General features: G+C 36.5%; 17 protein-coding genes and 1 pseudogene. All 18 read right to left on the bottom strand.

What is annotated here, in order from left to right; translation table 11 throughout:
- Positions 1 to 130: 130 nt before the first annotated feature.
- A pseudogene (locus tag GVJ38_RS09265) lies at positions 131 to 1,630 on the bottom strand (ATP-binding protein); the annotation flags it as partial.
- Positions 1,617 to 2,006 carry a conjugal transfer protein gene (locus GVJ38_RS09270; protein WP_159722877.1) on the bottom strand — a complete coding sequence of 130 codons (390 nt, stop codon included), beginning with the start codon at positions 2,004 to 2,006 and terminating at the stop codon, positions 1,617 to 1,619. The pseudogene GVJ38_RS09265 and the gene GVJ38_RS09270, both read right to left, overlap by 14 nt.
- 15 nt (positions 2,007 to 2,021) lie before the next feature.
- The gene (locus GVJ38_RS09275; RefSeq protein ID WP_235032861.1) at positions 2,022 to 3,410 is read right to left on the bottom strand and encodes a hypothetical protein; all 1,389 of its coding nucleotides are present in this window, start codon (positions 3,408 to 3,410) and stop codon (positions 2,022 to 2,024) included.
- A gap of 115 nt (positions 3,411 to 3,525) precedes the next feature.
- A complete protein-coding gene (locus GVJ38_RS09280; protein ID WP_159722878.1) occupies positions 3,526 to 4,029 on the bottom strand; it encodes an antirestriction protein ArdA in 504 nt (167 codons plus the stop codon).
- Between the two features lie 12 nt (positions 4,030 to 4,041).
- Positions 4,042 to 4,263 (bottom strand): hypothetical protein, encoded by a 222-nt coding sequence (locus GVJ38_RS09285; protein WP_061724786.1) that lies wholly within the window; start codon positions 4,261 to 4,263, stop codon positions 4,042 to 4,044.
- A gap of 4 nt (positions 4,264 to 4,267) precedes the next feature.
- On the bottom strand, positions 4,268 to 4,405 hold the full coding sequence (locus tag GVJ38_RS09290) for a DUF3789 domain-containing protein (protein WP_002322329.1): 138 nt from the start codon (positions 4,403 to 4,405) through the stop codon (positions 4,268 to 4,270).
- Positions 4,402 to 5,586: a MobT family relaxase gene (mobT, locus tag GVJ38_RS09295; protein WP_159722879.1), complete on the bottom strand. Its 1,185-nt coding sequence runs from the start codon at positions 5,584 to 5,586 to the stop codon at positions 4,402 to 4,404. Before mobT ends, GVJ38_RS09290 begins: the two co-directional genes overlap by 4 nt.
- A gap of 255 nt (positions 5,587 to 5,841) precedes the next feature.
- Positions 5,842 to 6,132: a hypothetical protein gene (locus tag GVJ38_RS09300; RefSeq protein ID WP_159722880.1), complete on the bottom strand. Its 291-nt coding sequence runs from the start codon at positions 6,130 to 6,132 to the stop codon at positions 5,842 to 5,844.
- Positions 6,122 to 7,264: a DNA cytosine methyltransferase gene (locus GVJ38_RS09305; RefSeq protein WP_159722881.1), complete on the bottom strand. Its 1,143-nt coding sequence runs from the start codon at positions 7,262 to 7,264 to the stop codon at positions 6,122 to 6,124. The genes GVJ38_RS09300 and GVJ38_RS09305 overlap by 11 nt, the downstream gene beginning before the upstream one ends.
- A gap of 64 nt (positions 7,265 to 7,328) precedes the next feature.
- On the bottom strand, positions 7,329 to 8,423 hold the full coding sequence (locus GVJ38_RS09310; protein ID WP_159722882.1) for a UvrD-helicase domain-containing protein: 1,095 nt from the start codon (positions 8,421 to 8,423) through the stop codon (positions 7,329 to 7,331).
- Positions 8,408 to 9,973: an ATP-dependent nuclease gene (locus tag GVJ38_RS09315; protein WP_159722883.1), complete on the bottom strand. Its 1,566-nt coding sequence runs from the start codon at positions 9,971 to 9,973 to the stop codon at positions 8,408 to 8,410. Before GVJ38_RS09315 ends, GVJ38_RS09310 begins: the two co-directional genes overlap by 16 nt.
- 60 nt (positions 9,974 to 10,033) lie before the next feature.
- Positions 10,034 to 10,213: a hypothetical protein gene (locus tag GVJ38_RS09320; RefSeq protein WP_159722884.1), complete on the bottom strand. Its 180-nt coding sequence runs from the start codon at positions 10,211 to 10,213 to the stop codon at positions 10,034 to 10,036.
- An 82-nt stretch (positions 10,214 to 10,295) separates the two neighbouring features.
- On the bottom strand, positions 10,296 to 10,460 hold the full coding sequence (locus GVJ38_RS14180; RefSeq protein ID WP_200849484.1) for a hypothetical protein: 165 nt from the start codon (positions 10,458 to 10,460) through the stop codon (positions 10,296 to 10,298).
- Positions 10,453 to 11,127 carry a zeta toxin family protein gene (locus GVJ38_RS09325; protein ID WP_159722885.1) on the bottom strand — a complete coding sequence of 225 codons (675 nt, stop codon included), beginning with the start codon at positions 11,125 to 11,127 and terminating at the stop codon, positions 10,453 to 10,455. Before GVJ38_RS09325 ends, GVJ38_RS14180 begins: the two co-directional genes overlap by 8 nt.
- 77 nt (positions 11,128 to 11,204) lie before the next feature.
- Positions 11,205 to 12,545 carry an FtsK/SpoIIIE domain-containing protein gene (locus GVJ38_RS09330; RefSeq protein WP_159722886.1) on the bottom strand — a complete coding sequence of 447 codons (1,341 nt, stop codon included), beginning with the start codon at positions 12,543 to 12,545 and terminating at the stop codon, positions 11,205 to 11,207.
- Between the two features lie 68 nt (positions 12,546 to 12,613).
- Positions 12,614 to 12,958 (bottom strand): type II toxin-antitoxin system RelB/DinJ family antitoxin, encoded by a 345-nt coding sequence (locus GVJ38_RS09335; protein WP_159722914.1) that lies wholly within the window; start codon positions 12,956 to 12,958, stop codon positions 12,614 to 12,616.
- Positions 12,959 to 12,967: 9 nt separating this feature from the next.
- Positions 12,968 to 13,342 (bottom strand): YdcP family protein, encoded by a 375-nt coding sequence (locus tag GVJ38_RS09340; protein WP_029487158.1) that lies wholly within the window; start codon positions 13,340 to 13,342, stop codon positions 12,968 to 12,970.
- A 12-nt stretch (positions 13,343 to 13,354) separates the two neighbouring features.
- Positions 13,355 to 13,669: a YdcP family protein gene (locus GVJ38_RS09345; RefSeq protein WP_095803570.1), complete on the bottom strand. Its 315-nt coding sequence runs from the start codon at positions 13,667 to 13,669 to the stop codon at positions 13,355 to 13,357.
- Positions 13,670 to 13,781 lie beyond the last annotated feature (112 nt).

Below are 13,781 nucleotides of genomic sequence, written 5' to 3' on the forward strand. Positions count from 1 at the left end.
TTAAAGTAGCCTTTCAGGGCGTTACCCCGTCATTCGACTATTCGTGTGTTTAGTTCTCCAACACACATTAAATATTGATTTAATGAAGTGCTGTGCCTACTCTTTTCAAGTAGGAACGTTTCGCACCCCCCTTTGGATCGACAATCACAGCTTGACCACCAAAAAGGACGGCATAATAGACTAAGAGATTGTTGCTAAAAGATTTCCCACCACCAAGAGAACCAAGGAATGCCGCTGCTAGTGCATTGGTAATTGAACCCTTTACTCCTTGTGAAGCCAATGCCGGTTTCAGGTAAACATTACGGCCTGTATCTACGTTATAGCCAAAGTAAATGCCTTCCAATTCTCCTAACATTTGAGTGGCACCAAAACCAAGTCCGGCGAGAAAATCAGACGTAACATACTGAATATAATCATTCATGTATCGCTTACTAGAAGGTAAGAATTCTTCATGTAGCCCCATCATATCGCCAAAGGGCCGGACTAGTTTTACATTGGTATCATCATAAAAATCGAACACTTCATCACAGCGGCGCTTTAGTTCATCTACCGATTCTGCACTCACTCGAATCACATAACTCAATTTGTACATGGATTCTTTTGACTGGTCCAAGGCAGTTTCCAATTCATCCACGGAATCCAAAGCGTCTAAGACATTGAAATTCGTTTCATTATCGGATTGATAAGCATGGTTGTCTAAATCTTTCAGTTCTTTTTTCTTATTGCGAACGGTAGCTAGGGCCTTTTTGTTCGTCACGATTTCCACATTCATTGAAGTATCAATCGGAAAAGTGAATTGTTGTTGCTGGTAATAGAAAAGCTCTGAGGAAGGAAATTCCATCTCTCCTACAATCGTATTGATTGTTAAGTACGCTACATATGATTCATGATTTTCATGTTCAATCCGTAAGTAACGAGTCTTTTCTTCAATCAAACAACGACTAGGACGTAATAAGTCGTAACGTTTCACCAAAGTTTCCGACTTCAGCTTTTTCTTTGGTAGCTGAAATTCATATTCTTCAAACGGTGTCCCTTTTTCACCATAGATATGTTCAATCAAATACGTCAGATCACTCGGTGTGACTCGTCTGACTTTAAATCTTCGGGCCAATTTACTTTCCATTAGTTTTTCAAGCTTGGTGTACCGGCGAATTTCTTCATTAGATAAGGAAACGAAATCACCCATCAAATGGTGATTCACTCCATAGACAAATTCTTGAAGCCCAGAAAAGAAAGATTTCTTGAGACTCTTTAGATTGACCTCTTCATCTGTCGCAATTAGTTTGAAGCCAATAAAAAAGCGATAATCAATCTGACTATCACCAATCATAGATACTAATGCATCTGTCTGTAAATCAATTCGTTGTTTCGCTACTTCTTTGAGTCTACCGGTAATTTCCTTTTTCGATCGCTCTTGTGTGGCATGAATACTACTTTCTGTGGCAATTTGTAAGGCATGGATCTTACCTTCTCTGTTCTGAGCAATTAATTGGCGAAAGTTATCGTGCACTTGATACTTCTGTTCAGGTGACAAGAAAGAGTAATTATAAGGTACTAGTTCATAATAGGCAAAACACTCTCCCTCTTGATTAAAGACAAGATTATTTTCGATATACTTAATCGGGTACATAGTTCACACTCCTTACAAGAGTAATAGGTTCATTCCATCGTTTCTTCTGTTCTTTGACTTTCTTCCCAGCAAAAGTGACCTTAAATCGCAAGTGATAACTGATAAAGGATCGTAAAAATCCCAATGGTTTCTTACCGTCAAACGTCTTTTGCGACATAAACCAAGTAACCGCCAACGGTATGCCTAAGTATTTTAAAAAGGCCCCCTCTATCATGGATAGTGGAGGCACATGGGCAAATACAATGACAAACAGCAAGGATAAAACAAACCAAGCCATCTGGTTAAAGGTCACAGGAAAAGGCAGCTGAAAGTCATTAATTGCATAAATGACTTTTTCAACTGCCCAGATACTGGTGTAGCTTTTTATTTTTTTCATTTAATCTCCTCTCAGTTATCTCTTAGTTTTACTACAGATAAAATTTTCATATTTATCATAGTTAATATTGTAAAAATCAAGTTCAGTTGTAATCTCAAGTAAGTCACTTTTACTTATTAAGCCTTTAGTTAATAAAATATCCATATTGGTGCTACATTGAGTCGCAATTTCCATATCTCTAGACTCTATGAATATTACAGAAATAATAAAAATGTCCATAATATTTTCTTCATCTATCTCCAAAGTAAGGAAAAAGGATTTTAAAGGAATCGTGATTTCATCTAACTTTATCTTATTATGGTTTTCAAGATAACTCCAAAAGATATTTTCCCACGTAATTCCTAACTCATTACCGATTGAAGTTTTTAAAGTATTTGCCGATATAACTTTATATTTATCTGGTTCCGCTAAAAAATCCCGAATTTTTTTAAAAGGTGGCTTCAAATAATTACGTGCAATCACAGCATATTCTTCATCCCAAGAACTTATTCCAAAAAAATTCCCAATCAGTTTTTTTACAAGATAACGCAACATATCTGCTTCTGTAATATTTTTTGAGATGTTAAAAAAAGGGGTTAAAGGCCAGCGAAAAACAGGTTGGAATAGAATCCGTCCATGTGCAATACCGTTTCTAAGTTTGACTATAGTTTCAACAAAATACATTTCATTTTCAGAGATTATCCCATTTTTAAAAAGAAGATACTTTATTTTAGTTGCAAAATTTGGATTATTAGAATCTAAGGATTTTGAAATAATACTCAAATTTTGATTAACATACTCTTCTAATTCGCTCTCCCTTATCAACATAAGAGAACCGTATTCTCTAAGACTCTCCTTTATTTTTCTGTTTGCTTCTTTCTTCAATTCACCAGCACAGTTTTCACTAAGTAACTCTAAAATATGAAATAAACCCAGTAATGATTCATCCCGATAAAGATGACCATCAATATCCTCATTTTCTAAATTGAGATTTTTTCTCCATCTATCTAAAATTGAAATAGACAAGTTTCTATTTTGAGATTCATTCAATTTTACTAAGACTTTTTTTAAATCTTGTGTGAAATCTCTATCTCCAACTTTAAAAACATACTCTTTCAAATCTTCATCAGCGATAACTTCCTTGAAATAATTTGTACTCTCAATTTCATAAACTGTAATAGGAATATCTAAAAAAAGTGAGAGTATTCCTTGAATAATTAATAGTAACGGTCTAATTAATCTACCCGTCTCAAAAAGTGATTGCTTAGAATTTTTATTCACATATCCTTTAATCTCAATACATTTCACATTTTGTTTAGTGTCAATAATCGATTCAACAATGATATTTTCATAACAAAAATATATTTTAAGATCCTCTATATCTGGAAAATTCTCAGGAATATCCTGGACTATACAAAAATTCACGTTAATGTTAATCCCTCTTCTCTTCACATTTTATGTGTAAAGTATATCATCAATCTTAAGATATTTGATATTTTGTAATGTAACTTACAATTATTTGCTTTCCTGAATTTAATTGCTATTCAGCAAATTCAAAAATACCTAGATTTGTAACAAGATAGTTCCCTTCCAATTCCAAGTCACGTCCATACGCTTCATAATCAATATAATTTTGTAGATTAGTCGGTATCTCGCCTAGAGCTCCTGTTTCTTCAATCAAGTAATACGCTACATCACTCATATCATTACAATCCGGATAATAAATAATATCATCCACATGCTCTACCATTTCCTCAAAAGAATTGAAGAAGGCATGTTGAATCTCAGAAGCAACTTCACCAATTGGCGTTCCTTCTAGTTCCTCCGCTAAACCACACAACCGATTAATCTCTTCAATTGGCGTATACTCATCAAGCTCAAAAGGCAGTTCATAATCATGAATTGCGTACTCTTCGTATTCATTATTTAATCCAATCCGTTCTTTCACTTCATCAAAATCGACAGGTGGGGTAAACCACGCCCCCACCAACTCACCTTCATTGTATTTTCCAAGGTTCGCAATATACACACGCATCTGTTCCATCGTGATTCCCCCTCAGGCACCGATAATTCGGTTAAACAAATTGAGTAAGACATCCTTCACACCAGAAGCATTAAAGACCAGACCTACCGCAATCAAAGCAATCACCAAAAAGCCAATCAGTTTGGAAAACTCTCGCTTAAATCCTAAAAACAAACCAATGACCACAATCGCTAGTAAGACTAAAGATTGAGCATTGGTTAAAAACCATTGATATAAATTTTGTCCGAAATTCATCTCATCACTTTCCTTTCTTCTCCATTGCTCGGTCTGCTGCTGCACTTGCATGCATCAAGCACATCACAGTAACACCAAGCATACTGCCACCAAATACCAAAAAAATATCTTTTACAATTCCCATGACGATTCCTCTTTTCATATAATCAAATTTTCAATTGCCATACTTTGTTGCTCCAAAATCTTTTTGTGCCGGTCTGATAACCGTGCATTCTGTACCATATCCTGGATATAGGTTGTCTGATTCAAACGATCTAATTCTTTAGCCATTTTCCAAGTAGGGGCGACTTGTCGGCCTAGCCAATTCAAGGTTCGTTCAATGGTATACGGTTTCGGTTCAGAAGTTAATTGAATCTCTTTCCGATTCCGACCAATAAAACGACCCCATTGTTCATTCAAGGGCCAGTTGGTTCGCCGTTTTCCTTCCACTTTATCCGCAAATCGCAAATACCGATTGATAATAGAAAATGTGGTACTTTCAATACTACGACCTTTTAACAAATCTTGAATCGCATAATAAGCCCGGTCATTTTTCAGTCGAATCTCAAAGCGATTTTTCGTTTCAGTTTGGTCTAATGGAATCCCTAACTTGATATATTGTTCATAATCTTTTTCGTACAAACAGAAGTAAACCTCACTTTTGAGACTGCCGATATATAAGGTATTGCCCATACCATCCTTTTCATCAGCTTTCAACAGTTCCCCGGAACGGTAACTTTTAAAGGTACGAAACAAGGAGATACATTCTTCCTTCTGACATTTTTTCGTTAAATCAGGAATATCTAACAAACCAACTCGATCATTGATTGCCAAGTCTAAGCGTTTCATCACGCCACCGGCTTTTAGACAATCCTCGAAAAAGTCGTACCAGCTACGCTTTTGGGCGAGTAAAAAAGTTTCAAACTGCCGAGAACCTCGCCCTTTTAATTCTAAAAGCACACCTTTGTCTTCTTCATGAGACAACATCACCACAATATCGCCCATAACATATTGTTCCTGATAAGAGTAAAAGGCGTAATCTTCGTGGAGCATATACTCAAATTTCAAATGGAGAATTTCTTGAATAATTTTTCGTGCATCCGTTGTGGGAAAACGAATCCTTACATAGTCAAACAGTAACGTCAAAGGCAAATCAGGATTGAAACTTTCCAGTTGGTCAAAAATTTTCCTCATAGTCTTTATAGAGGCAGTTACACCACCGTTTTCTATCTGATTTAAATAGGGACGACTAAGCCCACAAGCCGTAGCCAATTTATTTTGTGAAACGCCATATTCGTTGCGTCGGTCTTTTAATAACCGATAATCTAAATTCCTTTGTGCCAAGTTCTCACCTCCAAATTCAAGGTGTTAACTTTTTCAAATGAGTTAACACCTAAACAAATTACTTAATATCCTTGATACAACAATCATTCTTAATGGTTACTTGATTATTTTTTGTGTTTTTGTACCCCCCTGTTAGATACGGGGGGTGAGACATCATGGCCGGCTGGCGCCGTCCATGAACAGGCACAGCACCACGGAGGATTTCTGCTTCGCAAATCCCCCGCGGTCAGCGCCTATCAGTGGTTTATTTGGCTGTTACTCTGCAGTAATACCCTCAATTTCCAACTCTGCCTTTATCTCAAACAAATATTGACGGATATCGGGTTCTTTGGTGAGATCCGCAATTCGTTCAAATTCTGCAATTACTTGATTCACTTCAATTCTGGCATCCGTTTCTTCATCCATTACATATGGATCACCCGGGACTTTCACCCCATTTTTGCGAATCTCAAAATTGAGCCGGTGCAATTCCTCTTCTAGCTCCGGATCTGACCGAATCTTACCAATCACCCAATAGATTTCCCCAATCAACTCATCATAAATCATGCTTCTCCACCTCCTTTAGTCTTCTGGCAATATCAAAAATGACCGGAACTGTCACAGAGTTTCCGGCCTGTTTGTACAATTGACTATCTGAATTGACTTGAGCTGCCCGATCAAAGGCCCAATCAGGAAAGCCTTGTAGCCGCCAGCACTCTCTTGGCGTGAGCTTCCGAATCTGATACCGATCCGTGACGACTGCTTGTTGGTCTCCTGTTAATAAGGTATGCACACTTTGTTTCCCAAGACGACCTCGACGACTAGTGGAATGAGGAAAAGCCAGGTTCACACTATCCCCTGGCTTCACTTCTTGGTATTCAGTTTCATTTTTCCGAATCATAATTTTCGTTCCACCTTGTTTCGTTGACAAGGTAGGCGCTGTTCCAGTTACCTCATACACCCGATTCCCTTGTTCAAAATTCCCCGGCAACACCCCCGCCACCGATATGCCTTCTTTGACTGGTAACGCGATTTTGATTCCTTCATCTCCTGTTAAGGTTGGTGCCACGCCATCTGGACCATAGACTTGTCCACCCATCCCACGATTGGAAGGATTGATATTTACCACGTTTCTGATGTTTTGATCAGATGTTGAAGACGATCCAATGATAGGAAATACTTGTTCGGTACATGCGTCTCGAGAATGTCCGATAAGGAAGACCCGCTCACGGCTTTGGGGAACGTAGGCCTTTGAGTTAAGCACTTGCCATTCCACATCATACCCCAATCCATCCAACGTTCGGAGGATCGTCTCGAACGTAGCCCCTCCTTCGTGATTGAGCAATCCCCGGACGTTCTCAAGGAATAAAAGCTTAGGTCGGAGAAGAGTGGCGAACCGAGCGATTTCAAAGAATAAAGTACCTCGAGTATCGGAAAATCCTTGCCGCTTTCCCGCAATTGAAAAAGCTTGGCACGGAAATCCGCCGCAAAGGATGTCCACTGGTCCGAGGGATCGAACAAACTCGTCTGATACACTTGTGATGTCATGCATTTCCACCTCCTTCCTTGTATCATGGATTGCGTTATAACTCCGCCGAGCAAATTCATCAATTTCACAAAAACCGATACACTGGTGGCCCGCTTGTTCCATGCCTAAGCGAAAGCCACCAATCCCAGCGAATAAATCTAAAAATGTCATAAATCACCTCATTCATTGCAAAGAAAAAAGCCAAGAACATTTTGCTCTTGGCTAAACACAGATGTTATCCATTATTTTCTTGTAAATCCTTCCATTTTTTAAAATCCTTCACGTTCACTAAATAAAGGTTCCCTTTAGATCTGGTAAGCGCTACATACAATTTGTTTCTTGTACTCACGCTATCTATATCACCCCATTTTTCTAATTTATCAGTTTTACCCGTTAAAATTACACATGTGTCATCATAGGTGTCCCCCTTTGAATATGACCAGTTGACAAAATTCTTTCCATATTTTTGTTGATTAGCCCTGTTCCAAATCAGTTTTACAATTTTTTCGTTATTCATTAAAGAATCTATTTGGGTTTCATCCTCAACAAAAAAGTAATTACCCGTTGATTCTGACTGAGAATATATTTCAATATTCATATTATCTCTTATTAACTTACAAATATTTTCAGAAACCCTACGAGTATTTAGTAATACAGTAGAGTCTATCTTAATCTTTTTGTAAGTAATATTACACAAGTCTTCTATAGATTCAATCTTATTGAATGGCCATGACGCATCCTTAACTCCTTTATGTCTTATTGGGGTTACTCCACTCTGAAATATATCACCTACAGCAAAAGCATTGAGTTTAATATTTTTGAGAATGTAATCCATCACCTTATAGTCAAAGCAAGTGTAGTCCTGAAATTCATCAAAATAGATAGCATCGAAATATCTTTCAATTCTTCGTAAAGTCTTCTTTTTGAATTCAGAGTTATGTTCCGTAAAAAGTTTTGACATCCTACTGACATAATATTTACCGCTTTGAGTTAAAAAATGATATGGATTGTCTTTTTTTTGGTATCTCCAATCCTGAGTGTCTGTGACAGGATCAGCCTTAACTTCTACACCTCTAGATTTGAAATTCTTAAACTTCATTATAGGCTCAAATGGTCTCAATAAAAAATTATATACAAAGGAATCAAAGGTCAGAATCATTATATTATCGGGTATTATCCCATCAAATCTTACCCTTACTTCTTTTCTAATATTTTCTACATTCCCATTTGTAAATGAAACTAGTAATACGGATGAATCTGCAGGAAAATCATTAGCAATGTAATATGTTTTACCCGATCCTGCCGTAGCAAGTATTATTTTCCTATCCATTTAATTGCCTCGCAAATATATTCTGGTATCTCAATGTGTTCAAGCTTATCTTCTAAATCTAAAGCAACATCAGTTTTATTTTTTAACATATGAGCTAATGCCTTGTCCATTGATTTTCCATTATACTCAGCTTTCGTTCTTTTTCCTTTATATAACTCCTGAATAAAACTCCTATTCTTATTATATAATGCAACTTCGAGAGTATAATTTTCTTTTGAAGCATCTGTATATACATGAAACTTATCTGTTTTCATGGCTTCAGTATCAATCTCATTTTTATCATTATCAGTAATAGCTACAACTTTCTTATCTAAAAGTTCAGAAAGCTCCTGATAATTTTTGTAGGAAATACTTCCCATAGAAATGACATCAACTTCAAAATTATCCATAGATTTCCCAGTTACTTTTTCTATAATTTTTGGCATCAAAATATATTCCGCAGCGCCTTCCACCAAAATAACTTTTTTTGCCAATATAAATCTTAATATATCCAAATTATCTATCGCTTTAAAATATTTTGCAGTTTGACTTCTTAAATCCTTCAAAGAAAAGGTGTTAGTATCTGACAAATAAATAGCATTCTTTAGATTTAGTTTGTTTACTATAAGAGAACTATGAGAGGCGATTATCACTTGGCCACCAGTCGTTTCTGATACCGAATCTATTAATTTTCGAGTTCTAGTATAGCTTAAATGGCTTTCCGGTTCATCTATTACTACCAAATCAAAAAGTTTATCATTAAGTGCCATTTCTGTCCTAACAATATTTTCTTTTCCTTTCCCCATATCTTGAATAGAAATATCACCCTCATAGATATCTAGTAATTTAGTGATATCAGTTTTACTGGAATCAAGACCAATTTTTTTCATTTTTTCTATTGCTAAATCCGTATCATGATCATTACGAAATTTATTCACTGCTTTTTTAAAATCTGTTGATAAAACTCGTTTCTTTTCTTCACTTATTTTTGCGTCATATATTTTTTTTGCGTAACCACCAAATACATCATTTTTTAGGGTAGCGTTATCCAAATAAATCATTTTTAGCGGTGCCATTCGGCGTACGTAACTTTTTCCCTCAAATGTATTCCATGAAGATTTATAGTACTCAAGTGGGAGCATTTTATTTTCAGCGAGACCTGCAAAATCAACTATATTTGAAAATTCTGTATTAAATTCATAAGAAAAACGTATACCCGTTTTCTCCATCTTGCTATTATAAGCTTCTTTGTAATGTAACCCATCAAAATCTGAAATTTTAGCTTTAGGAAATCCCTCTAAATCTAAAAATAACTCAAATTCGATTTTAGGTAAATCATTCATTTTGCCACTATTAAAGAAAATCTCAGCAAGCTCGTTATTAATGTATCTTTCCAAACTTCCGTCATTGAAATAGAACAACGATTGATTCAATACAATGTCCAACGCTCTCAAAATAGTCGATTTTCCCATTTCATTTTCTCCGATAATTACTGAGAAACGATCATTAAATTCTATTTTCATTTCCTTAAATTTTTTAAATCCCCAAATATTTAGAGCAGTTATTCTCATGTAATCGCCTACTTTTTCATTTTATTAATATTTTAGCACTACATGAGGTAAATGGCTTCTTTAATCTGAAAAGTTGTACATCAAGATAACACTATCTTTTACAACCTTCTTTATTTGACAAAGAAAGTCATATTTCTTTGGTACAAGTGGCGTATAAAACTCACTAATCGCACTCCCTCCTGCATCCACATATCCTCGACCTTTGATGCGTTTCATGGCGAATAAATCTAAAAATGTCATAAATCACCTCGTTCATTACAAAGAAAAAAGCCAAGAATATTTTTGCTCTTGGCTTCTACATCTACATTATTACTTTATTTTACTATTTTTTATCTAACCCAACTAATCTCCGCTGTTTTTCATTGGCCTGATCGGCAACATACTTAATTACCGTTTTAAACTCTTTCGCAGTAGCATTATCCGACAAATCCGCTATGCTCTTATTATATTTTTTTACAATTTTCGTTACTTGTTCTTTCTCAGTCATGTAATTGAACCTCCAAATCTTCCTTATCGTACTGTAATGGCAAAAACAATTCCAAATTATCCGCAGCATAATGAACTTCGGAAATGTTATTCATATAATCTTTTATAATAATATGAAGCAGCACATCTGGATGCTTACTCTTTACTTTTGCAATATTTTCTCTTGATTTGAAAAAGGAGTTAATGAATACCTTTTTGGGCACATGGCGTCCCTCTGCCAGTTCACGTTCTTGTGTAAAATTCCAAGCGATTTTTGGGTCTTGATAAACATAGAAAATCGTTACTCGAAAATGATTTTTCAATGCCCGCGAAATATTTTTTTCAGCACTTAATATAGCAAAAGTTGCATCCAGGATAAAAGAATAGCCATAATCTAAGACATATCTAAATGCCTGCTCCACCAACCAAGAAGATGCTTTTTGAAAGAGACTAGAGTTTTTTCCATTATAATCAGGAAACAGGGTACGAAAGTAATCCGCATCAATAATTACGTGATTATCATAATTCTCGGCCAATCCAATGGCAACCTCTGACTTTCCAGCGCCAGGACTCCCTGCCATAAAAACTGCGTCTCGTCCAACTTCGGGGGATTTCCCTTTGATAATATAAGAAATAAAACTATCCTTATTTGCTTTTGCATACTCTAAATAAGAATCATTACTTTCCAAATTATTCGCCCCCTTTTTTCTACTACATAAAAGTATTATACGTTACTTAAAGTATAAAGTCAGTATTTGAAGGTCACTCAATCATTCAACTTTCTTAATTTATTAATTGAGCCTAAAAAATCATATCCTTTTGGTACAAGTGGTGTATAAAACTCACTAATCACACTCCCTCCTGTATCTACATAACCTCGTCCTTTGATACGTTTCATAAAGAAATTTTTATCGACCTCACCAAACATCATGGAATACCCGAGCTCACTCATGCGACCCAGAGCGACCCGGAAGTTAAACTGATCGCGAATCCCATCTCCTAGATATTTCGCATCCGGTCTTTGGCAAGCCAAAATCAGAAAGAAACCCGACTGACGACCTAACATGACGATTTGCTTGAGCTTATTCAAAACCACCGCACTTTCTTTCGTCGTTAACATTTCCATATAAGCCACGTATTCATCAAAGATTAAAAAGTTTGGTGGAAGTCCAAGAAACGCATAATTCTCTCCTATTTTGTAGTTAGCCATTTCTTTCATTGTCTTGCTACGAGCCAGCATGCGTTCATGGAAATCTTCCACACATGCAGAAATTTCTTCCTTTTGAGAATAAACATGAGGCATCACCGTATCTAAATCGGCAAGGTCTGCATTTTTTGGATCGAGGATAAACAATTCTGCATCCGACTTCAATAGTGCTTGGATAATGGTGAGGAGGAAATAGGTCTTCCCTCCACCTGTGCCACCAGCAATTAACATATGAGGTAAGGAATCATACGCCCATACTTGATTTTTCATCAATCGTAAAGCTCCATTTTCAGCCACTACTTCTTCTATCCCAATTCGATTAGCAATCATATCGTATAACAAGGTGTATTCCACATAGGAGTCTTTGAGTTCTTTTTCTACTAGTTCACAATACAACCCACTTTCTAGCTTCTTTTCCAACTTCAATAGTTGATCTTGGTATTTCCCAAGTGAAATTTGAACACGTATGGAAAGTAAGCCATCTTTCATTCGATAATAGATTTTGGGGAAGTAACTGATAGTCTCTTTGGTCCGACTACTATTCAAATCTTTGAAAAAGCCTTCACTTTGAGTTTGTTTCACTTCATACCAATGGTTTTCTAGAATCATCCGAGCTAGCTTTTGTCGATGCCACAAACTTCGCCAATGATCCTGAAAAAAGTGAATATAAAGTAACATCATAGCTCCTGAAAGAGCGAGACTTCCAAGCAGACATACTAAATCTTTCATGGACCAAGCGATTTCAATAGTAGAAAGTGATAGCTTAGAAAGACCAAATTGTCTAAGCTCTTGAAAATAAAAGACACCCATCCAACCGATGAATAAGGCACTTAGCCATCCAAGAACAAAGTGATAAACCAAATACTGATCTCCTGCGCGTATGCGATGCCCTTTGTACATTTTAATGGTTTCCACCTCCATTCAAAAAGTGCCCAATAGAATTTATCAGGAAATTTCAAAAAGTTAAGCTAGTCCTTTACTGCTATAGGAAGTTGCTTTGTTTCGACTAATTGTTTTAAAAAGCTTTCAATGGCATCCGGCATTTCCACACCGATTTCTTCTAAGACTGATTCTGCTTGACGACATAAACTTTCATTTACCTCGACAACCATAAAGAAGGACTCTTCTTCCCCTAACCAATCCAGTACATCAAAGTCTTCTTTGGTATTGTTACCTACTTCCAGTAACCCTTGATGCATAATCAGAAACATTTTTTCATCATAGGTTAATGCGTTAGTGAGCTGTTCCTCCGTTAGCTCACCTTTTCCATATTGATCGAGACAATCTAAAATATGTTCCACATTAATTTCCATATTCTTCACCTATTTCTTTCCTTCATTTTGGTTCGTAGGATTTCCTTGATTCGGTTGTCGTTTCAAGACTAAATCATCCGCCTTAATGAACCAATTGACAGTAGTTCCTTCTCGGAAAACATAATTGGCAACCGTATCCACGATAGGATTGACCAACTCTACCTCTGCATCATAGGCAAATTCCCGTAATGGCACGTTAGCAGGAATACTCACTTGAATCATTCGCCCTTGCGCGGAGGATTTCAAGTTATAGGTTCGTTCTTTTACCTCGTTACTAATCGTTCCATCCTCATTTTGCTTCCGTACTTCTCGACGTAATGCAGAAAAACGCAACTTGCCAAACGTTAATCCTGAATCTACAACAATACCTTCTGTTAATCTCATCTTCTTTTCCTCCTATGCTTTCACTAAATCATCAACATACAACACGTAATCGGTAAACCCACGATTCTCAATCTCATAGCCTTTGGCAACCAAGTGGGGATTCACAGCTTTTAACGGTTGGTCTTGGTCAAAATCCTTTTCACCAGCTTCCGCAGCTACCACCACTTCAATATCATCAGCTCGTTGTTTACTGGAATACAAATGATAACTACGACCAATTACTGTAGTATTCCGTCCATATCCTTCTGTTAAAACTTCACCTTCGCCGGCATAACTTATCTTTCCAAAGGTTTCGGCCATATCTGGCACAACAAATTTCAATTCCATCTTCTTTTCCTCTTTTCATTGTTAGTTTTGGATACAAAAATAGTGCGACCACTTTTTTTAGGAGGCGGTCGCGCACGTTGGTTCTTCTTATTTACTTGTTTCATCTCATCGC

It is taken from the genome of Enterococcus sp. CSURQ0835 (genome assembly GCF_902706605.1).
Classification (GTDB): Bacteria; Bacillota; Bacilli; order Lactobacillales; family Enterococcaceae; genus Enterococcus_A.